This window comes from Bosea sp. NBC_00550 (assembly GCF_026020075.1).
Lineage (GTDB): Bacteria > Pseudomonadota > Alphaproteobacteria > Rhizobiales > Beijerinckiaceae > Allobosea.
This window is the reverse complement of sequence record NZ_CP102772.1, coordinates 2,676,509-2,697,632: the sequence shown is the minus strand read 5'-3', so window position 1 is coordinate 2,697,632 and position 21,124 is coordinate 2,676,509. Positions and strand designations below refer to the sequence as shown.

The 21,124-nt window shown below is 62.8% G+C and carries 20 protein-coding genes and 2 pseudogenes; 11 read left to right on the top strand and 11 right to left on the bottom strand.

Translation table 11 applies throughout. The features are described 5' to 3' along the window. Window position 1: 1 nt before the first annotated feature. The 5 genes from NWE53_RS12905 (at window position 2) to NWE53_RS12885 (ending at window position 5,777) form a co-directional block, all read left to right on the top strand. Window positions 2-1,006: an ABC transporter ATP-binding protein gene (locus NWE53_RS12905; protein WP_265054902.1), complete on the top strand. Its 1,005-nt coding sequence runs from the start codon at window positions 2-4 to the stop codon at window positions 1,004-1,006. Between the two features lie 5 nt (window positions 1,007-1,011). Next, window positions 1,012-2,016 carry a DMT family transporter gene (locus NWE53_RS12900; RefSeq protein ID WP_265054658.1) on the top strand — a complete coding sequence of 335 codons (1,005 nt, stop codon included), beginning with the start codon at window positions 1,012-1,014 and terminating at the stop codon, window positions 2,014-2,016. Next, window positions 2,000-3,139 carry a 2-aminoethylphosphonate--pyruvate transaminase gene (locus NWE53_RS12895; RefSeq protein WP_265054657.1) on the top strand — a complete coding sequence of 380 codons (1,140 nt, stop codon included), beginning with the start codon at window positions 2,000-2,002 and terminating at the stop codon, window positions 3,137-3,139. The genes NWE53_RS12900 and NWE53_RS12895 overlap by 17 nt, the downstream gene beginning before the upstream one ends. A gap of 69 nt (window positions 3,140-3,208) precedes the next feature. After that, a complete protein-coding gene (locus NWE53_RS12890; protein WP_265054656.1) occupies window positions 3,209-4,792 on the top strand; it encodes an ABC transporter substrate-binding protein in 1,584 nt (527 codons plus the stop codon). A gap of 286 nt (window positions 4,793-5,078) precedes the next feature. After that, the gene (locus NWE53_RS12885; protein ID WP_265054901.1) at window positions 5,079-5,777 is read left to right on the top strand and encodes an IS6 family transposase; all 699 of its coding nucleotides are present in this window, start codon (window positions 5,079-5,081) and stop codon (window positions 5,775-5,777) included. A gap of 301 nt (window positions 5,778-6,078) precedes the next feature. On the opposite strand, the gene NWE53_RS12880 is transcribed toward NWE53_RS12885, so the two are convergent. From NWE53_RS12880 to NWE53_RS12835, 11 genes and pseudogenes are all read right to left on the bottom strand, one after another. Then, complete coding sequence (locus tag NWE53_RS12880; RefSeq protein WP_442865026.1) at window positions 6,079-6,948, bottom strand: ABC transporter permease; 870 nt, start codon at window positions 6,946-6,948, stop codon at window positions 6,079-6,081. Between the two features lie 5 nt (window positions 6,949-6,953). Continuing rightward, on the bottom strand, window positions 6,954-7,880 hold the full coding sequence (locus tag NWE53_RS12875) for an ABC transporter permease (protein WP_265054654.1): 927 nt from the start codon (window positions 7,878-7,880) through the stop codon (window positions 6,954-6,956). A 10-nt stretch (window positions 7,881-7,890) separates the two neighbouring features. Beyond that, the gene (locus tag NWE53_RS12870) at window positions 7,891-8,616 is read right to left on the bottom strand and encodes a glycerophosphodiester phosphodiesterase (protein WP_265054653.1); all 726 of its coding nucleotides are present in this window, start codon (window positions 8,614-8,616) and stop codon (window positions 7,891-7,893) included. Window positions 8,617-8,725: 109 nt separating this feature from the next. Next, a complete protein-coding gene (locus NWE53_RS12865) occupies window positions 8,726-10,318 on the bottom strand; it encodes an ABC transporter substrate-binding protein (protein WP_265054652.1) in 1,593 nt (530 codons plus the stop codon). 60 nt (window positions 10,319-10,378) lie between these two features. Continuing rightward, window positions 10,379-10,828, bottom strand: coding sequence for an FCD domain-containing protein (locus tag NWE53_RS12860; RefSeq protein ID WP_265054651.1), 450 nt, complete (start codon window positions 10,826-10,828; stop codon window positions 10,379-10,381). A gap of 24 nt (window positions 10,829-10,852) precedes the next feature. After that, window positions 10,853-11,068 (bottom strand): annotated as a pseudogene (locus NWE53_RS30020) (FadR/GntR family transcriptional regulator); the annotation flags it as partial. Window positions 11,069-11,405: 337 nt separating this feature from the next. Next, entirely contained in the window at window positions 11,406-12,104 is a 699-nt protein-coding gene (locus NWE53_RS12855) for an IS6 family transposase (protein WP_265054650.1), read from the bottom strand. 112 nt (window positions 12,105-12,216) lie between these two features. Next, window positions 12,217-12,579 carry a carbohydrate ABC transporter permease gene (locus tag NWE53_RS12850; protein ID WP_265054649.1) on the bottom strand — a complete coding sequence of 121 codons (363 nt, stop codon included), beginning with the start codon at window positions 12,577-12,579 and terminating at the stop codon, window positions 12,217-12,219. A 59-nt stretch (window positions 12,580-12,638) separates the two neighbouring features. Beyond that, a complete protein-coding gene (locus NWE53_RS12845; protein WP_265054648.1) occupies window positions 12,639-13,043 on the bottom strand; it encodes an ABC transporter permease family protein in 405 nt (134 codons plus the stop codon). Next, a complete protein-coding gene (locus NWE53_RS12840) occupies window positions 13,027-13,452 on the bottom strand; it encodes a carbohydrate ABC transporter permease (protein ID WP_265054647.1) in 426 nt (141 codons plus the stop codon). Before NWE53_RS12840 ends, NWE53_RS12845 begins: the two co-directional genes overlap by 17 nt. Beyond that, window positions 13,452-13,642: pseudogene (locus tag NWE53_RS12835) on the bottom strand (IS110 family transposase); the annotation flags it as partial. The pseudogene NWE53_RS12835 and the gene NWE53_RS12840, both read right to left, overlap by 1 nt. A 230-nt stretch (window positions 13,643-13,872) precedes the next feature. On the opposite strand from NWE53_RS12835, the gene NWE53_RS12830 reads away from it, so the two are divergent. The 6 genes from NWE53_RS12830 to arfA all read left to right on the top strand — a co-directional run bounded on the left by NWE53_RS12830 (window position 13,873) and on the right by arfA (window position 21,123). After that, window positions 13,873-15,774 carry an ABC transporter substrate-binding protein gene (locus tag NWE53_RS12830; protein ID WP_265054646.1) on the top strand — a complete coding sequence of 634 codons (1,902 nt, stop codon included), beginning with the start codon at window positions 13,873-13,875 and terminating at the stop codon, window positions 15,772-15,774. 100 nt (window positions 15,775-15,874) lie between these two features. Further along, a complete protein-coding gene (locus tag NWE53_RS12825) occupies window positions 15,875-16,879 on the top strand; it encodes an ABC transporter permease (protein ID WP_265054645.1) in 1,005 nt (334 codons plus the stop codon). After that, entirely contained in the window at window positions 16,879-17,742 is an 864-nt protein-coding gene (locus tag NWE53_RS12820) for an ABC transporter permease (protein ID WP_265054644.1), read from the top strand. The genes NWE53_RS12825 and NWE53_RS12820 overlap by 1 nt, the downstream gene beginning before the upstream one ends. Next, window positions 17,739-18,749, top strand: coding sequence for an ABC transporter ATP-binding protein (locus tag NWE53_RS12815; protein ID WP_265054643.1), 1,011 nt, complete (start codon window positions 17,739-17,741; stop codon window positions 18,747-18,749). The genes NWE53_RS12820 and NWE53_RS12815 overlap by 4 nt, the downstream gene beginning before the upstream one ends. Next, window positions 18,746-19,591: an ABC transporter ATP-binding protein gene (locus tag NWE53_RS12810; protein ID WP_265054642.1), complete on the top strand. Its 846-nt coding sequence runs from the start codon at window positions 18,746-18,748 to the stop codon at window positions 19,589-19,591. Before NWE53_RS12815 ends, NWE53_RS12810 begins: the two co-directional genes overlap by 4 nt. Continuing rightward, window positions 19,588-21,123 (top strand): arabinosylfuranosidase ArfA, encoded by a 1,536-nt coding sequence (gene arfA / locus NWE53_RS12805; RefSeq protein ID WP_265054641.1) that lies wholly within the window; start codon window positions 19,588-19,590, stop codon window positions 21,121-21,123. The genes NWE53_RS12810 and arfA overlap by 4 nt, the downstream gene beginning before the upstream one ends. Window position 21,124: the final 1 nt, after the last annotated feature.

The following is a 21,124-nucleotide window of genomic DNA, read 5'->3' as shown; positions in this document are numbered from 1 at the left end:
CATGCACCCGGTGATCGAGCTGGCGCAGGTATCGAAGAGCTTCGGGCGAAAGGCGGACTGGGCTTCGCGCCTCGCCGCCTGCCTCGGCGGCAAGCCCGTTCTGGAGCGGGTGCATGCGCTCGACCGGGTCGATCTCTCGATCATGCCGGGAGAGGTCGTCGGGCTCGTCGGCGAAAGCGGCTGCGGCAAATCCACCCTCGGGCGCGTCGTCGCGGGCATTCACCAGCAGAGCGCAGGTGACCTCTTCTACAAGGGCGGCAACGTCGCCAATCTCGCGCCTCACAAGCGGCGCGACTTCACGCGCCATGTCCAGATGGTCTTCCAGGATCCCTATGCGTCATTGAACCCGCGCATGCGGATCGGCCAGATGATCTCAGAGGCGCCTGTGGCCCACGGGCTGGTGCCGGTTTCCGGGGCTGACGACTATGCCGCCTCGATGCTCGAGACGGTCGGGCTCGATCCATCGCTTCGGCGGCGCTTTCCGCACCAGTTCTCGGGCGGCCAGCGACAGCGCATCTGTATCGCGCGTGCACTGGCGGTGAAGCCCGACTTCCTCGTCTGCGACGAGGCCGTCGCCTCGCTCGACGTCTCGATCCAAGCCCAGATCCTAAACCTTTTCATGGATCTCAAGGACAGTCTGGGCCTGACCTATCTGTTCATCAGCCATGATCTCAACGTTGTCCGATTCCTGTCGGACCGCATTGTGATCATGTATCTCGGCCGCGTCGTCGAAAGCGCCTCTACCGAGGCGCTGTTTGCGGCCCCTCGCCACCCCTATACCCGTGCTCTGGTCGACCAGGTGCCGCTGCTCGACGGGCAAAGGCGTCAGTTCAAGCCCGTCGAAGGCGAGATCCCGTCGCCGCTCCATCCCCCTCTCGGCTGCCATTTTCATCCGCGCTGCACCTTGGCCGGACCGCGCTGCAAGGCCGAGACCCCCGCGTTGAAGATGGTTGCCGACGGCCATCTCGCCTCCTGCCACCTCAACGATGGCGGTGTCGCGGCATGATCGGCATGACCGGGAAAGCCGGACGCCACTCGCGCGCGGCGCAGGAATGGCGGCAGATGTCGGTCAATCTCAAGGGTGCGGCGTTCGTCGTGCTCGCCTATCTGCTGTTCACCGTTGAGGTCGTCGCTGCGCGCTTATTGGGGCCGACGATGGCGACGGAGCAGGTCGTGTTGGTGCGCAGCGCCGCCCAGATGCTGATTGTCGTCCCATTCGTGATCCGCTCGGGTGCAGGCGTCGGCATCCTGCGCACCCAACATCTCAAGCTCCATCTCCTGCGTGGCGCCTTCAGCGTCGCTGGCCTGTACTGCTACTTCTACAGCTTCGGGCAACTGCCGCTGGCTGCCGCGACGACGATTAGCTTCACCAAGGCGCTATTCATCGTGGTCTTCGCACAGATCGTGCTGGGCGAGATCGTGCGCCTGCCGCGCTGGCTCGCGACGGCGGCCGGCTTTGCCGGAGTGCTGCTCGTCGCGCGCCCCGGCTTGTCCGGGTTCGACATGGCGGCGCTCGCCGGACTGCTCGGGGCGATGATGGGCGCGGGGCTTTTGCTCGTGACCAAGCTCCTTTCGCGGCATGAGAGCCCGCTGGCAATCATGGTTTATGTCGCCTTGATCACCACCGTCGCCTCGCTCGGGCCGGGGCTCGCGGTCTGGAAAACGCCCGACGCCGGGCAACTGCTGGCGCTGGGGCTCATCGGCTTGTTCGGCCCGGTGGGTCAGTACGTGAACATCCTCGGCTTTCGGATTGCGGAAGCGTCGTCGCTTGCCAGCATCGACTATGTCAGGCTGATTTTTTCGACGATCGCCGGCTATCTCGTCTTCACCGAAATTCCCGATGTCTGGACCGTCGCCGGCGCGCTGGTCATCGTCGGATCGACTCTCTTCCTGACAAGGCATGAGAGCCGCGCTGCGCGTATTGCCGCCGGCGCGCCGGCCGTCGACCCGCTCTCAGAACCGCTGCCCGATCCCATAGAGATACCCAAGGAGACTGGTCATGACCGACATCTTTGACGAACCCCTGCTGCTGACCCCGGGTCCGTGCTCGATCTCGCTGACGACGAAACAGGCGATGCTGCATGACTACTCCTCCGGCGAGGAGGTCATGGCCGAGAAGGTAGCCGCCATCGCGAAATACCTAATCAAGATCACCAACGGCGCCGGCAGCCACACCATGGTGCCGCTGGTCGGCTCCGGCACGTACGCGACGGAAGCCGCGATCGGTACCTTCGTCCCGCGCGACGGCAAGTTGCTGGTCCACACAAACGGCGTCTATGGAGATCGCATCGTCGACATCTGCCAGCATCTCAAGCTGAACTACGCCTCGTTCCGCACGCAGCCCTACTCGCCGCCAACTCGCAAGCAGTTCGAGGATGCGATCAAGGCGGACCCGGCGATCACCCATGTCATGGTGGTCCATTGCGAAACCTCGACCGGCATCCTCAACCCGATCGACGAGATAGCCCAGGTCTGCAAGGCTTATGGCAAGGGCCTCCTGATCGACGCCGTCGCCTCCTTCGGCATCATCGATCTGGACGCAAGGAAGCTCGGCTACGACGCCGTCATCTTCTCGGCCAACAAGGGCATGCAGGCGCCTCCAGGCCTAGCCTTCGTCATCGCTAAGAAGGCCGTGCTCGAAGAGTGCAAGGGCAACTGTCACTCGCTCAGCCTCGATCTGTGGGACCAGAACCAGCATTTCGAGCGCACTGGCGGGTTCCGCTTCACGCCGGCGACACATCTACTGCTCGCCTTCGCGCAGGCCTGCAAGGAACATGAAGAGGAGGGCGGCGTGACGGGGCGTCAGGCCCGCTATCGCGCGAGCTGGCGCCGCCTCGTCGACGGCATGCGGCAGATGGGCTTCCACACGCTGGTAGACGACGCCCATGCCTCGCCGATCGTCTCGACCTTCCACGATCCAGACGACCCGAACTACTCTTTCAGCCTGCTCTATGCAGGGATGAAGAAGCGCGGCTTCATCATCTTTCCGGGCCGCCTCGCCGCCGCCAACACCTTCCGTATCGCCAATATCGGCATCGTCACGCCCGAGGATATCGGACGCGCCATGGATGCGCTTTCGGAATGCTTCACCGAGATGGGCGTCAAGAATTTCGGCAGGGCGGAGGTGGTAGCCGCCTGAGTGCCCGCCCGGCTTTGTTCCCGATCCACGACCGGCCTAACCGCAATTCGAGAACAGGAAGGATTTCCGATGAAGTCGTTACGTGTTGCCGCCTCGGCTTTCGCCATCGGCCTTCTCGCGGCCGGCTTGACTGCTCCCGCGCCTGCCCTGTCGCAGACCCTCACGATCGGACTGCGTTCGGGCACCGACGCGCTCGATCCGCATTTCGGCTCGCTCGGCAACTCCGTATCGGTGATACGCAATATCTATGACACGCTGGTCTCGCGCGACGAGACGCTGGCGCCGACGCCGTCGCTGGCGGTCGCATGGAAGCTGATCGATGACAACATTTGGGAATTCGACCTGCGCCCCGGCGTCAAGTTCCATGATGGCAGCGATTTCACTGCGGACGACGTGAAGTACACGATCGAGCGCGTGCCGAACGCGCAGGGCCCAACCGGTGGCATGATGCTCTACATGACCGGAATCTCGAAGGTCGAGGTGATCTCGCCGCTCAAGGTCCGGCTGATTACCAGTACGCCGACGCCGCTGCTGCCGCGCAACCTTGCCCAGATATTCATCCTGCCGAAATCGCTCGGCACTCCGACGCAGGAGGACTTCCAGTCCGGCAAGGCGACGATCGGAACGGGGCCGTACAAATACGTGTCGTGGCAGCCCAAGGGCGACCTCGTCGTCGCTCGTCACGATGCCTATTGGGGTGGCAAGCAGCCCTGGGAGCGGATCGTTATGAAGGAAATCCTCGCCGACCAGTCGCGCGTTGCGGCGCTCCTGGCGGGTGATGTCGATCTGATCAACTACGTCCCGTCCGTCGACGTTGAGCAGCTCAAGAAGAACGCCACCGTGGCGGTCTTCCAGACGCCGTCGGTCTACAACTTCATGGTCTATCCTGAAGTCGGTCGCGACCAATCGCCCTTCGTCACCGATGCCGACGGCAAGCCGATGACCAAGAATCCGATGAAAGACATCCGAGTTCGTCAGGCGATGTCTATGGCGATCAACCGCCAGGCCATCGTCGATCGCGTGATGCACGGCCAGGGCATTGCCGCCGGCCAGCTTTCGCCCGACGGTCTCTGGGCGACCAGCACCGCTCTGAAGCCTGACAAGTTCGATCCTGACGGAGCCAAGAAGTTGCTGACCGAGGCCGGCTATCCCAACGGCTTCGGCATCACCCTGCATTGCAGTTCCGACCGCCTGCCCAATGACGCGGCGGTCTGCACCGCACTCGGCGGCATGCTCAACCGCATCGGCATCAAGGCGATCGTGGCGGCGACGCCGCGGGCCGTCTTCTTCCCCGCCTCGGCGCGGCTCGAGTATTCACTGCAGATGTCGGGCTGGGGCTCGCTCTCGGGCGAGACTTCCTACATCCTGCAGTCGCTGGTCCACACGCTCGACAACAACAAGCGCCTGGGCGCCAATAACCGCACCATGTACTCCAATCCCAAGCTCGACGCCCTAATCGAGACCGCGATCACCACGGTCGATGACGAGAAGCGCAAGGCCATGCTGATCGAGGCGATGGAGATGTCGATCAAGGACTATTCGACGATCCCCGTCGTCACGCTCAACGCGATCTGGGCAGGGCGCAAGGACAAGGTGTCCTATGCCGCACGCAACGACGAAGAGACCAACGTTCTGCAGATGCAGAAGCCCTGATTGCAGGCGATGACGCGCCGCCGCGACCTCGACTGGTCGCGGCGGACACTCAATCGAGCCGGACGACGAAGCCCTTCGCGGCGTCCGAGACGGCGGAAACCGCACGATGATCTGCGGGTCGGGGCCGGGGATCACGAGTGCCTCGCTTTTGGCCAATGCGCGTACCCGGGCGAAGCCTTCGAGCGTGGCCCCGACATTGTAGACCCATGGAAACGGGATGGGCTCTGTTGCAAACTCTTTCTACGTCCGGTTTCGGATTGGGCTCCAGCCTCTTTCGGAGAGATCCCTGTTCAAAGGCCGCCATTTCGAGCCGTCTGTGATCGTGCTTTGCGTTCGCTGGTATCTGGCTTACGGACTGAGCCTACGCGACCTTCGGGAAATGATGGCGGAGCGTGGCATCAGCATTGACCACTCGACGATCCATCGCTGGGTCGTTCATTTCTCACCCTTGCTGCTGGAACGCTTCAACCGGCGCAAGCGCGCGGTGACCGGGAAATGGCATATCGACGAGACCTACATCAGGGTGCGTGGACAATGGATGTACCTCTACCGCGCCATCGACAGCGTCGGCGACACGGTGGAGTTCCATTTCAGCGAGCATCGCGACCTGCCGGCGGCCAAGGCTTTCTTCAGAAAGGCTCTGGAGCGCCATGATCGACCGGATCGCGTCGTCATCGACGGTAGCCAAACCAACCGGGCGGCGGTCGTGTCCTGTGATGCGATACATCGATTGCAGGATCGGTCACGGCGCCGGCTGAAACCGATCCAGGTCCGCCAGAGCCAATATTTGAATAACCGCATCGAGCAGGATCATCGTCGAATCAAACGTCGTGTTCGGCCGATGCTTGGTTTCAAATCTCTCGCGACCGCCAGCGTCGTCCTATCCGGCATCGAATTGGTTCACATGATGCGGAAACGGCAGGCAAGGTTTGCCTTAAACCCCTCCCCGTCCATTGCCGAGCAGTTCACAATCCTCGCAGCATAAACCAGGCCCGACATGAAACGTCTTTGACCACGCCAGAATTTGCAACGGAGCCAGTTCGACAACCAGGCATGCCCCGCAATGCTCCTGAGCAGTGAACCATGGGGCGGTTATCGAAATCTCGGGTCGGTAGCCCTTCGTCATCAGTCGTCGCCGCGTTAGCATTTTCTCCGTCGGGACGACGGTGAAGAAGCAAGCGTCCGTCTCGATGATCGATGGACACGACATTCGAATAGCTGGTCGGGGTAAAGCGATGGAACGCCATGCTCCCCCTGTACTCCTATTGTGTCGGGACCCAATGGCGTCAGGTGTTGCGCAAGGTCGGATCGAACCGATCGCGCAGCCAGTCGCCGATGATCGAGATCGAGACGGTGGTCAGGAAGATCACCAGGCCCGGTATCACGGCGATCCACCAGGCGGTGGTGAGATAGGCGCGCCCCGCGCCGAGCATCTGGCCCAGGCTCGTCAGCGGCGGGCGGATGCCAAGCCCGAGGAAGCTGAGCGAGGCCTCGAGAAGGATGACCTGCGGGAAGTTCAGCGAGAACTGGACGATCAGCACGCCGAGAATATTAGGCAGGACGTGTCTCAGGTAGATGCGTGCGGGCGTCGCGCCGAGCGCGGTGACCGCCTCAGCATAGCCCTTGCCCATGGTTGCGAGCACGGCGCTGCGCGTCAGCCGCGCGAACGTCTCCCAGCCATAGAACCCCATGATGATGACGAAGAGCAGAAAGCTGCTTCCGAAGACGGCGATCAGCGACAATGCGATCAGCATGAACGGCAGCGAGGCCTGCACATCCGCCAGCATCACGATTGTTTCCTCGACTACGCCGCGGAAATGCGCGGCGATGAAGCCGAGCGTGGTGCCGATCAGCGCGCCGATGACGGTGCCGCCGAAAGCGGCCAGAAGGCTGAAGCGAATGGCAAAAAGCAAGCGGCTGAAGGTGTCGCGGCCGAGTTCGTCGGTGCCTAGCAGATGGCTCCAGCTACCGCCGAGGAAGACCGGCGGCGCGAGGCGGTTGCGCAGCGCCTGGGCGCGATAGTCGAAGGGTGCAAGCAGGTCGGCCAGCGCGAAGACGGCCACGATGGTAGCCAGAAACGCCAGCGCCGCGATCACCAGCAGCGGAGGATAGCGCCGTCGCGCGCGAGCGACGGGAGGAGCTTCTGGGGCGGCCATCTCGCTCATCGGCCCTGCTCCCGCATGCGCGGATCGACCAGGACATAGGCTGCGTCGACCAAAAGGTTGGCCAGCACCATCGTGATCGCGGTCAGGATCACAATCGCCTGCACCACGGCAAAATCCCGCGCATTGATCGCACCCACAAGCAGGCGGCCGATGCCGGGCCAGGCGAACACGGTCTCGACGATGATCGAGCCGGCGACGAGGTCGCCGAGCTTGAGGCCGATCACGGTCAGGATCGGGATGGCGGCATTGGGCAGTGCATGGATGAGGACGCGCGAGAAGGCGGGAATGCCGCGCGCCCGCGCCGCCGTGATATATTGCTGGTTGAGCACCTCGAGCATCGAAGAACGCGTGAAGCGCGCGAAGATGCCGGCAAAATTGGTACCGAGCGTGATCGCCGGCAGCACGAGATGAGCAAGCGAATCCGCCCCCGAGCTGGGCAGCAGGCGGATCTGCACTGCAAAGAGCAGGATGAGGATGATGCCGAGGAAAAAGCTAGGTATGCTGAAGCCGAAGACCGCGAAGCTCATTACCAATCGGTCGATCGTGGAGTTCCGATTCAGCGCCGCCGCGATGCCAAGTAACACGCCCAGCGTCACGCCCAGGCCGAAGGCGGTGAGCCCGAGCCGCGCCGTATTGGGCAGCGCCTGGAGGATCAGGTCCAGCGCCGGCCGCTGGTCCGACAGCGAGACGCCGAAGTCGCCATGCGCGATGTTCCAGAGATAGGACAGGTACTGCTCGGGCAGCGACCGGTCGAACCCGAACTTCGCCCTGTATTCCGCGATTGTCGCCGGCGAGGCCTGGTCGCCAACCAGCGCCTCGATCGGATCGCCCGACAGGTTCAGGGCCATGAAGGTGAATGTGGTCACGATCCAGATCGTGAGTACGGCGCGCAAAAGCTTGAAGCCGATGGAAGAGCTGGCCAACGCGATTTCCTCAGTCGAAGTCGCGTGCAGGCGCCGGCAGCATCAACGACAGGTCGTTGATGAGGACCCCGCTTGGCTTCAGCGCCAATACCTTCGCAAGACGCTCCGGATCCGTATCACCGACACAATAGGGCGTTTCCATATGCCCCATTGTGACCCACACCGGCAGGCGGGGAAACAGCGCCTGCACGGCCGCCTGCCCGAGATGGCCTTCCCAGACGCGGAAGGCCGTGGCGCCGGCCGCGGCGAACTCGGCGGCGCGCGTGTAGTCCGGTAGGAAGGCCAGCACGGCAACGTTGGGCTCCGCCGCCTTGATCTGCCTGGCCTGGTTGAGATCGCGCACACCTACCCAGACATCGGCGAGCGCGCCGGTTTTGCGGATGTCGGCGATGACGACGTCGATGATCGCGGCGTCCTGCGTCTTGACGTCGATCAGCACCTTGCGGAACGGGCTGATCTGCTCGAGCACCTCCTCCAGGAGCAAGGGACGGCTGCCGTCGGGAAGGACGATTGCCTTCAGTTCCGCCTCTGTCATCTCCGCCACCGTGCGGACATCGCCTAGAAGCCGCTTGAAATCCGCATCATGGCAGGAGAAGGCGACGCTGTCGGACGACAGTCGGGCATCGCTCTCGATGATGTCGGCGCCCATTGCGATCGCCGCCTCATAGGAGGCGATCGTGTTTTCGGGATAGCGGGCGGAATAGCCCCGATGAGCGATCACCAAAGGTTTCGTCACGATGTCATCTCGATGTCTTTGGTGGAGCGGTCATTGCGAAGGCATGGGCCGCACGATGCGCGGCCCAATCGTATCAGTGCGCCGGAGGTCGCCGACGCCGGCACGCCGATCATTTGGCGAATGAGAAGTTCGTCGGGCGCAGGTCCATGTAGTAATGCGAATAGGGCATCCAGTTGATGATCTTCTTCGTCGCATAGGCCGGAGCCGGGTTGTAGAGCATCGTCATCGGCATATCGTCCTCGAACAGGTCGAGCGCGCGGGCGAAGATGCGGCGACGTTCGGCCTGATCATTCGAGGTGTAGAGCTCCCGGGCGAGCTCGTTGAACTCCGGATTGGCCTTGTAGAGCTTCTGGCCCTTCTGCATGTCCGATTCCGGCCCCCATAGTACCAGCAGCGAGCCGGTCGGATCGGGGATCCGGAAGGTGTTCGACCACGGCGTCAGCTGCTGGCCTGGTTTCTGTTGGTCCTTGGAGGAATCGACGAAGTCAAGCCGAACATTGACGCCGATTGCGCGCCACATCTCCTGCATGCTCTGCGCGGCTTCCGGCCCGTAGAGATAGACGCTCGGCACCAGCCGGTAGACGATCTCCTGGCCCTTGTAGCTGCTTTCCTTGACGAGCTGCTTGGCCTTTTCGAGGTCAAAGGTATAGCCCGGGCGGTCCTTGATATAGAGCGGACCGAAGCTTTCCAGTTGATGACCGTTGGGCGTGTAGGTCTTGCCGTCCCACAGTGAATCGACCAGCGCCTTGCGATCGATCGCCAGGCTCATGGCATGGCGCAGCTTTTTGTCGGCCAGCACCGGATCGTTCATGTTGAAGGTCACGACATGGGTGTTCTCCAAAGCCGCCGGCATCAACTTCAGATCCGGATATTTCGCGATGTTCTTCCACTGGTCGGGCGGCAGATCGACGATGATGTCGAAATCGCCGGCGATCAGGCCGGCAACGCGAGCCGAGACCTCCGGCACCGAGCGGAAGGTCACCATCTCGGCGGCGGGTTTGCCTTCGAAATACTTGTCGAAGGCCTGCAGCCGCAACCTGTCGTTGCGGGTGTAGTCGACGAAGCGATAAGGTCCGGTGCCGATCGGCTTGGCACGAAGCGCGCGGGCGGCTTCCGCCATCCAGACCTTGTGGCCGACCCCCTCCTTGCGCGATGCGTTCCAGGCGCTGTCGCAGATCACGAAGGAGATATAGCTGGACAGCCGGTGCTCGAGCGCAAGATCGGGCGCGGCGGTGACGAAGCGCACCGTCCGACCATCCAGCTTCTGCACGTCCTTCAGCATGCCGAAATAGACGCGTCCCTCCGGATAGTAGCTGTCGGCGCCCCAGAGGCGCTCGGACGAAAATGTTGTCATGACATCGTCTGCATCGAAAGGTGTGCCGTCATGGCACGTCACCCCGTCCCGCAGTTTGACGTCGAAGGTCGTCGGGGATGTCCAGGCCCAACTTTCCGCCAGGCCCGGAACGAGCTTTGCCCCGCCATCGGCCGCGGGATGGGCGAAGTCGCGCCGGATCAGCGTGTCGAAGATGTTGTAGTACACGCGAACATCGACATTGCCGGGCGTCTCGCCGGGATCGAGCGTCCGGGGCAGGTCGTTGACCGCCACCGTCAAGTTGGACTGCTGGGCCAGCGCCGGCGAGGCCGGCAGGCTGGCATAAAGAGCGCCGCATGCCAGCGCCGCCGCGATCATTGTCTTCATCATCCTGACAGTCCCCGTCCCAGAACCTGCCGGGCCACGAGCCCGGACTTCTATGCCGTGCAGCTAGCCCGCGACCACAGCCGCTTCGCTCAGGCACTCCATCCCGAAGCGGGCATGCGAGGCCGCATGGAAGGCGTAGGCGAGGGCGTCCTTGTCGCGCAGCGCCTGCAGAATAAGCCTATGCTCCTCGATAGCTGCAGAAAGATCGCGGGCCTTGCCCATCTCGATCGCCTTGATCATCAACGGTTTGAACATCCGATAGATCTCGGACAGCGTCTCGTTGCTGACCGCGTCGATGATGATGCGATGAAAGGCGAAATCGAGCGGCGCGGCCGAAGCGGCGTCGGATGCATTCGCCATGGCGTGGTTGGCGGCCTCGGCCGCGTCGATCATGGCGATGTCGATCTTGGCGATGAGCTGACCGCCGATGCTCGTCTCGATGATCTGCCGGAAACTCTGGATGTCGCGAAACGTCCCGGCCGACAGGTCCATCGCGAAAGAAAAGACGTTCATGACGGCGTCCTGGCGCCGATCGGTGATGACGGCGCCGGCCTTCTGCCGCGTCTCCACGATGCCATACGCCCTAAGAGTCCGAAGCGCTTCTCTGACCGTGTTGCGGCTGGCACCACATTGAGACGCGAGTTCGGCCTCGGTCGGCAGGGAGTCGCCGACTTTCAGCCGGCCAGCACGCATGAACTCTCTGATTCCGCCGACCGTGCGTTCGACGGCTGAAAGCTCTTCGATCGATGTCAAATGCGTCCACCTATCCGCCAGAATTCAACTAGACCATATCCATCAAAAGGGCAGTTGCAACCCAATTGTTGGCCATATGGAAACGAAGACCGCAATTTTAAGATACTATTAGCTGATATGTTGGACATAAAGCGGGTGATTGTCGCGCGATCCGAAGCTGGGTCATCAGAGCACTGCTTAGGGGGCAATTGTAACGTTCTCTTAACAGTCCCTCGAAGCGCCGACCCTGCCAGCACCTCCCCTCTCACCAGTCGCGCCACCGGCGGCCAACTCACGACCCCGATCGGCTCCGTTGCAAATTCTGGCGTGGTCAAAGACGTTTCATGTCGGGCCTGGTTTATGCTGCGAGGATTGTGAACTGCTCGGCAATGGACGGGGAGGGGTTTAAGGCAAACCTTGCCTGCCGTTTCCGCATCATGTGAACCAATTCGATGCCGGATAGGACGACGCTGGCGGTCGCGAGAGATTTGAAACCAAGCATCGGCCGAACACGACGTTTGATTCGACGATGATCCTGCTCGATGCGGTTATTCAAATATTGGCTCTGGCGGACCTGGATCGGTTTCAGCCGGCGCCGTGACCGATCCTGCAATCGATGTATCGCATCACAGGACACGACCGCCGCCCGGTTGGTTTGGCTACCGTCGATGACGACGCGATCCGGTCGATCATGGCGCTCCAGAGCCTTTCTGAAGAAAGCCTTGGCCGCCGGCAGGTCGCGATGCTCGCTGAAATGGAACTCCACCGTGTCGCCGACGCTGTCGATGGCGCGGTAGAGGTACATCCATTGTCCACGCACCCTGATGTAGGTCTCGTCGATATGCCATTTCCCGGTCACCGCGCGCTTGCGCCGGTTGAAGCGTTCAAGCAGCAAGGGTGAGAAATGAACGACCCAGCGATGAATCGTCGAGTGGTCAATGCTGATGCCACGCTCCGCCATCATTTCCCGAAGGTCGCGTAGGCTCAGTGCGTAAGCCAGATACCAGCGAACGCAAAGCACGATCGCAGACGGCTCGAAATGGCGGCCTTTGAACATGGGATCTCTCCGAAAGAGGCTGGAGCCCAATCCGAAACCGGACGTAGAAAGAGTTTGCAACAGAGCCCGATATTGTCGGCTCCCCCGCGACAGGCCGGCGATTAAACGAGCATCACCCCTTGACCGCCCCCGTCGTCAGGCCCGCGACCAGGAAGCGCTGCAACGCCATGACGACGATCAGGATGGGAACGAGCTGGACGGTCGCGGCCGCGAACAGGACGCCGTAATTGGTGCCGGTGACTGGATCCATCAGTTCGCTCAAGATGAGCGGCGTCGTCTTTGCGTGCTGAATGGTGAATATGAAGGCGTAGACATACTCGTTCCACGAGAAGACGAAGACGAATACCGCGCACGCCACCATGCCCTGGACAGCGAGAGGCGCGATAACGTAGCGCAAAATTTGACTCTCGCTAGCGCCGTCGACGGTGGCTGACTCGTCGAGCTCCCTGGGAATCTGATCGATGAACTCCTTCATGATCAGCACATTCAGGCACCCAGAAGGTTGCGTAGAGCAGGATGAGGATCAGGTGGCTATCAGCGAGGCCGAGCCGATTGACCCATGGGAACAGCGGAATGGTGATGACGAGGGGCGGCAGCAGGCGGATGGCGATGAGATAGAAGGGCGATGCGGACAAGAGCGCTGAGCGACAGCGCGAATAGATGTCGCCGGCGCAAGCGGCCGCAAAGACCGACAGCATGGGTCGCGAGAATCGAGATGACGAGGCTGTTGGCTACGAAGCCGAGGAAGTCAGGGTAGTTGTTCCACAAATCGGCGTAGTTACCCCAGGTCGGCGTAAAGAAAATTCTTGGCGGGAAAGCGAAGATGTCGCGTTGGAACTTGAAGGAATTGACGACGATATAGGCGACAGGAAAGAGCGACCATACGACGATCAGGCAAATCAGGATGGCCCTGAGCGCGAATTTAAGCGACCTGGTCATTGGCGAATGACTTTCGATTCATAGTTCGCAGGTAAAATAACGCCAGAACCAGCGACCCGACCACCATCAGCCAGCCTGTCGCCGCGGCGGCACCAAAGTCGGAGAACCTGAACCCGGCGCGATAGAGATAGGTGCCCAGTATCTCGGTGAGCTGGACTGGCCCGCCCTTGGTCACCAGCCACGCCTCGCTGAACATGCGGAAGGCGAAGATATAGCGGAACAGGATCGCCAGCATTGCCGCCGGCAAGATGATGGGGATGGTGATGGTCCACAGCGATTGCAGAGCGGTGGCGCCATCGACGCGGGCGGCTTCATAGAGCTCGCGCGGTACCGAAATGACGGCCGCGTTGAGGATGACGAAGGTGAATGGCAGATGATGCCATATGCTGATGGTGCAGATACCCCACAATAAAAGCCGCCTTCCGGCAGATGGGCCAAGCCATCCGCATCATTCGCGTCGGTCTTGTTTGATGCCATGGCGAGCGCGGCTTTGGCATAGCGAGCATCGATGCAAACTGCAGGTAGGCCTGGTGCGCATAGCGCCTGATAAAGACACACGCACAGGGGCCGGTTTCGAAGACCCCCGCTTTGGCTGAGGGCGTACCCTGGGTCGCCGGTCAATTGCCTCGCTTCTAACCGTCCACCTCAAGGGCTAACTCCAAGGTCAACTACGTATATAGGTCCAAAAAATATGTTTAATATCAAAGGACTATCATATTTATACCTAACCTTCTGATATAGATCACAACTGTCGTTGCCCTGTTATTGGGCACCGCATAAGCTCCCGGACACGAAGGGCGAGAAACGCCCCGTCTTCAGGGAGGTTACGATGACGCGTCTACGCGCCTGGCTGCTTGCCGCTGCGCTGCTGATTCCGGCGCTGCCGTTATCCCCGTCGCCCGCGGCGGCGCAGGGCATTCCGCAGAACATTCCGCGCAAGGAACTCCTGATCCTTGAGAATCCGGAAGGAACGATCAAGAACGCCGGCTGGTTCAACATCTGGGCGATCAACGCCGGCAGCCAGTCCAACGGGCTGCAACAGGCGGCGCTCGATACGCTCTGGTACATCGATCCCGAAAAGGGCCTGGACGGCGCTTGGGACAATTCCCTTGCCGCGGAGAAACCGGTCTACAACGCCGATTTCACCGAGATGCGGGTCAAGCTGCGGCGCGGCCTGTTCTGGAGCGACGGCGTCGAGTTCAGCTCGGCCGATGTCAAGGCGACCGTCGATATCCAGGTCAAGAGCGCGAGCATGCGCTTCTCGGCCGTGCTGGCCAACAATGTCGCCTCCGTCGAGGCGCCCGATGCGGAAACGGTGATCTTCAAGCTGAAGAAGCCGAACTCCCGCTTCCACACCAACTTCACGGTGCGCTGGGGCGCGATCTGGATCTTGCCGAAGCATGTCTTCGACAAGGTGGACGACCCCGCGAAGTTCGACTTCAACAAGCCGGTCTCGCTTAGCGCCTACACGCTGCACTCCTTCGATCCCGACGGGAAATGGTACATCTGGCAACTGCGCGACGACTGGCAGCGCAGCTCGCTCGGCCGCCATGGCAAGCCGGGGCCGAAATACCTCGCCTATATCGACCCCGGCCCGCCCGACAAGCGCGTCATCGCCCAGCTCAACCATGAGCTCGACGTCATCCACGACATCGCTCCCGAAGGGATGTTCGCGCTGGCGAAGCAGGACAAGGGCACGCGCGCCTGGTTCAAGGGCTTCCCCTACGGCCATCCGGACCCGACCCTGCCGGCGGTGATCTTCAACACCCAGAACGAGCACCTGAAAAACCGCGACGTGCGCTGGGCGCTGGCGCTGATGATCGACATCAAGGCGGTGACGATGGCCGCCTATCGCGGTGCCGCGACCATCTCGGCTATCGCCGTACCGCCGACCGGCATCCATCCGGAGGCCTATCACAAGCCGATGGAGGCCTGGCTCAAGGATTTCGAGATCGATACCGGCACGAGCAAGGTCAAGCCCTACGAGCCCACGGTCGGGAAGCAGATCGCCGACATGCTGCGTCCGTCAATGGGCGACCAGATCCCCTCCGATCCGGCGGTGATCGGCAATTCCTTCGGCCTCGGCTGGTGGAAAACCAATGTCGCGGCGGCCGGCGAACTGCTGACGCGCGCCGGCTTCCGCAAGCTCGGCAACCAGTGGCTGACGCCCGACGGCAAGCCCTTCGTGGTCAGGCTCATGGTCGAGGGCGACCTTCGGCCGGTGATGACGCGGGCCGGCACGATGATCGTGCAGCAATGGAAGCAGGCCGGCATCGATGCGCGCATCGACGTCGCGCAGGGCACGCTGCTGACGCGGCGCGCGGCCGGTGATTTCGACGCCTTCATCGGCTGGAGCGTCGAGACCTGGGGTGGGCACCAGGACCTGTCCTATTTCATGGATAGCTGGCATTCCCAGTTCGTCGCCGAGCCCGGCAAGCCGCAGCCGCTGCGCAACTGGCAGCGCTGGACCCATCCGGAGCTCGACAAGATCATCGAAGACATCCGCAAGATCGACTTCGACGATCCCAAGGGCGTCGAGCTCGGTCGCAACTACGTCAAGCTGATGACCCGCGAAATGCCGATCATCCCGCTGATGGCCTACAACGTCTTCACCGCGATGGATCAGACCTACTGGAAGGGCTACCCGACCGCCGACGATCCCTACGCGAACCCGGTCACGAACTGGGGCAACTCCCGCTACATGTTCGTGCGGCTGAAGCCGGCAAACTGAACGACCCGGGCCGCCTCGCCGGGCGGCCCGACCTTCTTCCCAGGACAATCGCCAACCGGCGGCGCCGCGCCGCCTGGGCCGGTGGAGCTCTCGGAATCGCATGAGCGCCTATTTTGCCTATTTCGCGAAACGGCTGGTCCAGTTCGTCGTGGTCGTCTTCATCGGCGTCAACCTTGCCTTCGTGATCACTCATGCCTCGCCGATCGACCCGGTCGAGCAGTCGATCGCGGCGGTGACGTCCTTCGGCAGCACCGCGCCCGAAGCGATCGCGGCGATGCGCTCCTCGCTGCAGGAGCTCTACGGGCTCAGGCTTACGCTGGCCGAGCAGTATGTCACCTTCTGGAGCCGGGTCCTGCGCGGCGATTTCGGCCCCTCCCTCTCCGCCTTCCCGACACCGGTCTCGACCCTGATCGGCCGGGCTCTCCCCTGGACGGCCGGGCTGCTGATCGTCTCGACGCTGATCACATGGGTGCTGGGCAATCTGCTCGGCGGGCTCGCCGGCTACTACCAGCGCAACCGCACGCTGAAGCTGATGGGCGTCGTCGCCATGGGCGTCCATCCGATCCCCTACTATATCGTCGCGCTGATGCTGCTCATCATCTTCGGCTTCCTCTGGCCGGTGCTGCCGATCACCGGCGGGTCGGCGATGAACCTGCAGCAGAGCTGGAACTGGCCCTTCGTCTCGAGCGTCGCCCGGCATTCGATCCTGCCGGCGCTCTCGCTCATCCTGATCGGTCTCGGCAGCTGGTTCCTCGGCATGCGCTCGCTGGTCTCGAACATCGTGACCGAGGACTATGTCGTCTATGCCGAAGTCGCCGGCCTCGACAGCCGCCGTGTGCTCGGCGCCTATGTCATGCGCAACGCGCTGGCGCCGCAGGTGACCGGGCTCGCCATGTCGCTCGGCGGCATCTTCAACGGCGCCGTGATCACCGAGAAGGTCTTCGGCTATCCCGGCGTCGGCACCCTTCTCGTTGATGCGGTCTATGCCGCCGACTACGGGCTCGTGCTCGGCGTCACCACCGTCTCGATCATCGCCGTCTCGGTCGGCGTCCTGGTCATCGACCTGCTCTATCCGCTGATCGACCCGCGCGTGGAGTTGCGCTGATGCTGGCCATCTTGCGCGATCTCATCCGCTACAATCTCGAGTTCCGGATCGGACTCGTGCTCGTGGCCATCGTGCTCGCAATGGCCGGGCTGTCCTTCGTCTCGCCCTATCCAGCGGGCGACGTCTATGTCGTGCCGCCCGACCTGCCGCCATCGTCTGTTTACTGGCTTGGAACGACCTCGCGCGGGCAGGACGTATTCTGGCAGCTGACGGCGGCGATCCGCAACACGCTCTTCTTCGGCATCATGGTCGCGGCGCTGTCGCGGGTGATCGCGCTCGTCGTCGGGCTGCTCGCCGGCTACAGCGGCGGCTGGATCGACCGGGTGCTGATGTCGATCAACGACACCTTCATCATCATCCCGCTCTTCCCGATCCTGATCCTGTTCTATTTCGTGCTGCGCGATTCGATGTCGACGCCTCTGCTCGCTACCATCATGGCCTGCCTCGGCTGGGCGTATGACGCCCGCCTGATCCGCTCGGTCGCGCTCAGCCTCAAGACCCGTGAATTCACCCAGACCAGCATCTTCTCGGGGATGAAGACGCACGAGGTCCTGGCGCGCGAGCATCTGCCCTATGTGCTGCCCATCGTGTTCTCGACCACGATGAACAACATGAATTGGTCGATCGGCATCGAGGTCACCCTCGCCGTCCTCGGCTTCACCGACATCAACACGCCGACCATCGGCGGGATGATTTACTGGGCCAACCAGCACACGGCGCTGGTGGCCGGCATCTGGTGGTGGATCGCCTTTCCGGTCGGGCTGGTGGTGATGACCTTCGTCGGCCTCTTCCTGCTCGCCGTCTCGATGAACGAGTACATCGACCCACGCAGCCGGCTGGCCCGGATGGGAGGCGGGCGATGAGTGGCGCGGCCGGGCAGGCACCGGTGCTGCAGGTCCGCGACCTGCAGGCGCATTTCCGCACCCACTATTTTGGCGTCAACCGCGAGGTCCGGGCGGTTGACGGCGTCACCTTCGATGTGAACCGCAACGAGATCTACGGCCTCGCGGGTGAGTCGAGCTCCGGCAAGACGACGCTGATCAAGACGATCGCCGGATTGCTGAAGCCGCCGCTCGAAATGGTCGGCGGCTCGGCCCGCTTTTCCTTCTTGCCGGACTGGGACGCGGTCGCGCGGGCGCCGCCGGAGGTGGTGCGCGCCATCCGCTGGCGGCACCTCTCCTACATCATGCAAGGCTCGATGAACGTGCTGAACCCGCTCAGGCGGATCAAGCACAGCTTCCGCGATTTCGCTTGGCGCCATCTCGGCGGCTGCAAGGCCGAGTTCGACGCCAGGGCCGCAGCGCATCTCGATCGCGTCAAGCTCGATCCTTCCGTGCTCGCCGCCTATCCGCATGAGCTCTCCGGCGGCATGCGCCAGCGCGTCGTCATCGCTCTGGCGACGATCTGCAAGCCGGATTTCATCATCGCCGACGAACCGACGACGGCGCTCGACGTGATCGTGCAGAAGGACGTGCTGGGGATGATCCGCACGATCCAGCGCGAAATGGGATCGAGCGTGCTGTTCATCACGCACGACATGGGCGTGCATGCGGCGCTGACCGATCGCCTCGGCATCATGTATGCCGGGCGGCTGGTCGAGGATGGTGAGACGCCCGAGATCTTCGCGCGCCCGCTGCATCCCTATACGCGCCATCTGATCGGCAGTCTGCCGCGCATCGGCGACACCGAGCAGCGCGAGGGCTTGGAAGGCACGCCGCCCAATCTGGCCAACCCGCCGCCCGGCTGCCGCTTCCACCCGCGTTGCCCGCTCGCCATGCCCGTCTGCACGACGACCGTGCCGGCCATGGTCGAGACGCTGCCCGGTCATCGCGTCGCCTGTCACGCGGTCAATTCGGGGGTGGCGGCATGAGCGCGCTGCTCGAACTCGACCGGGTCAGCAAGAACTTCTCGCGCGGCGGGCTGTTCTCGACGCAACGCGTCGAGGCGGTGAAGAAGGTGAGCTTCGCCCTCGAAATGGACAAGCCCGAGATCTTCACCGTGATCGGCGAGTCGGGCTCGGGCAAGTCGACGCTGGCGCGGATGATCCTCGGCATCCACACGCCGAGCTCCGGCCAGATCCGGCTCGGAGGGCGCGACGTCGGCACTTACGAGCGGCGCGCCTTCATGGCGGAGGTCCAGCCGATCTTTCAGAACCCGTTCGAGGCGTTCAACCCGCTGAAGCAGCTCAACCGCTATCTATTCATGACCGCCCAACGCTTCGGGGGCGCTTCAGGCAAGAGCGCGGCCGAGGAGCAGGCCGACGAGGCGCTCCGGCAGGTCGGGCTGTCGCTGGCCGAGATCAGGGGGCGGTTCCCGCACGAACTCTCCGGCGGCCAGCTCCAGCGCGTCGCCATCGCTCGCGCGCTCGTCGCCCAGCCCCGCCTGATTGTCGCCGACGAGCCGGTCTCGATGGTCGATGCCTCGCTGCGCATGTCGATCGTCAACCTGTTCGGCCGGCTGCGCGACGAGCTCGGCCTGTCGATCCTCTACATCACCCACGATCTCGCCACCGCCTACTACATCAGCGACCAGCTCATCATCATGCAGAAGGGAGGGGTGGTCGAGCAGGGGCCGGCGCGCGCCGTGCTCTCGGCGCCGACGCATCCCTATTCCCGCCAACTCCGCGACGCCGTGCTCACGCCCGACAGCGCCGTGGCCTTCCGTGCCGATCATCCACGCAAAGCCGTTGCTACACCCGGAGTCACGTCATGAGACAAGCCAGCATCACCTGCGATCGCGCCTTCGCCATCGGCGACACCGACCCGCGGCTCTTCGGCGCCTTCGTCGAGCATTTGGGCCGCTGCGTCTATGGCGGCATCTACGAACCCGGCCATCCCACTGCCGACAAGCGCGGCTTCCGCAATGACGTGCTCGAACTCGTCAAGGAGCTCGGCCCGACGATCATGCGTTATCCGGGCGGCAACTTCGTCTCCGGCTACAATTGGGAGGACGGGGTGGGCCCGGCCAAGGACCGGCCCGCCCGGCTCGATCTCGCCTGGTTCACCACCGAGCCGAACAACTTCGGCACCAACGAGTTCATGGACTGGTGCCGGGCGGCGAAGATCGAGCCCATGCTCGCCGTCAATCTCGGCACACGCGACGGCGACGCAGCACGCAATCTCGTCGAATACTGCAACCATCCCGGCGGCACCGCTTGGTCGGATCTGCGCATCGAGCACGGCTGGAAGAAGCCGCACGACGTGAAGTTCTGGTGCCTCGGCAACGAGGTCGACGGCCCCTGGCAGATGGAGCACAAGACCGCGACGGAATACGGGCGCGTCGCCCATGAGGCGGCGAAGATGATGCGCTGGATCGACCCGTCGATTGAGCTCGCCGCCTGCGGATCGTCGGGCCGCAACATGCCGACCTATGGCCGCTGGGAAGACGAGGTGCTGGAGCACACCTTCGACCAGGTCGAGTTCATTTCGCTGCACACCTACTTCAACAACTATGCCGGCGATACCAAGGCCTTCCTCGCCAGTCCCGACCTGATGGACCAGTTCATCGAGGAGGTCGTCGCGATCTCGGACGCGGTCGCGGCGCGGCGCCGTTCCGACAAGCGCATCATGCTGAGCTTCGACGAATGGAACGTCTGGTACCGCACCCGGCGCGTCAGGGCGGATCGCGTCAAGGAAGGCTGGCCGGTGGCGCCGCCGATCCTCGAGGAAATCTATTCGATGGAGGACGCGCTGGTCTTCGGCGGCGCCTGTATCTCGCTCCTCAACCATGCCGACCGGGTGAAGGCCGCCTGCCTTGCGCAACTTGTCAACGTGATCGCGCCGATCATGACCGAAACCGGCGGGCCGGCCTGGCGGCAGACAATCTTCTGGCCCTTCGCCCAGATGAGCCGGCTGGGGCGCGGCAGCGTGCTCAAGGCGATCGTCAAATCCGAAAGCTACCAGGCCTCGTATTTCGATCCGCGCGGCAAGCAGGACCTCTACTATCCGATCGAGGCGCCCTATCTGAAGGCGTCGGTCGTCAGCGACGACAAGGGCGTCTCGCTCTTCCTGCTCAACCGCGACCTGGAAGGCGGGCTCAACGTCACGGTCGATGCGCGCGGCTTCGGCAAGCTCAAGGTGACCGAGGCGACCGAACTGCGGCACAGCGATCTGACGGCGGTCAACAGCAAGCAGGAGCCGCTCAAGGTCAAGCCGGCCACGTTGAAGGGCGTCTCGACGAAATCGGACAGCATCATTCTGGAATTGCAGCCGGCCTCGTGGAATGTGATCAGGCTCGACAGCTGAC

Excerpts from the sequence above, each read along its gene's own strand:
- NWE53_RS12905 (WP_265054902.1), top strand. The coding sequence starts at position 2 with ATGCACCCGGTGATCGAGCTGGCGCAGGTATCGAAGAGCTTCGGGCGA.
- NWE53_RS12900 (WP_265054658.1), top strand. The coding sequence starts at position 1,012 with ATGACCGGGAAAGCCGGACGCCACTCGCGCGCGGCGCAGGAATGGCGG.
- NWE53_RS12895 (WP_265054657.1), top strand. The coding sequence starts at position 2,000 with ATGACCGACATCTTTGACGAACCCCTGCTGCTGACCCCGGGTCCGTGC.
- NWE53_RS12890 (WP_265054656.1), top strand. The coding sequence starts at position 3,209 with ATGAAGTCGTTACGTGTTGCCGCCTCGGCTTTCGCCATCGGCCTTCTC.
- NWE53_RS12880 (WP_442865026.1), bottom strand. The coding sequence starts at position 6,948 with ATGGCCGCCCCAGAAGCTCCTCCCGTCGCTCGCGCGCGACGGCGCTAT.
- NWE53_RS12865 (WP_265054652.1), bottom strand. The coding sequence starts at position 10,318 with ATGATGAAGACAATGATCGCGGCGGCGCTGGCATGCGGCGCTCTTTAT.
- NWE53_RS12860 (WP_265054651.1), bottom strand. The coding sequence starts at position 10,828 with ATGAACGTCTTTTCTTTCGCGATGGACCTGTCGGCCGGGACGTTTCGC.
- NWE53_RS12855 (WP_265054650.1), bottom strand. The coding sequence starts at position 12,104 with ATGTTCAAAGGCCGCCATTTCGAGCCGTCTGCGATCGTGCTTTGCGTT.
- NWE53_RS12850 (WP_265054649.1), bottom strand. The coding sequence starts at position 12,579 with ATGAAGGAGTTCATCGATCAGATTCCCAGGGAGCTCGACGAGTCAGCC.
- NWE53_RS12845 (WP_265054648.1), bottom strand. The coding sequence starts at position 13,043 with ATGACCAGGTCGCTTAAATTCGCGCTCAGGGCCATCCTGATTTGCCTG.
- NWE53_RS12830 (WP_265054646.1), top strand. The coding sequence starts at position 13,873 with ATGACGCGTCTACGCGCCTGGCTGCTTGCCGCTGCGCTGCTGATTCCG.
- NWE53_RS12825 (WP_265054645.1), top strand. The coding sequence starts at position 15,875 with ATGAGCGCCTATTTTGCCTATTTCGCGAAACGGCTGGTCCAGTTCGTC.
- NWE53_RS12820 (WP_265054644.1), top strand. The coding sequence starts at position 16,879 with ATGCTGGCCATCTTGCGCGATCTCATCCGCTACAATCTCGAGTTCCGG.
- NWE53_RS12815 (WP_265054643.1), top strand. The coding sequence starts at position 17,739 with ATGAGTGGCGCGGCCGGGCAGGCACCGGTGCTGCAGGTCCGCGACCTG.
- NWE53_RS12810 (WP_265054642.1), top strand. The coding sequence starts at position 18,746 with ATGAGCGCGCTGCTCGAACTCGACCGGGTCAGCAAGAACTTCTCGCGC.
- arfA (WP_265054641.1), top strand. The coding sequence starts at position 19,588 with ATGAGACAAGCCAGCATCACCTGCGATCGCGCCTTCGCCATCGGCGAC.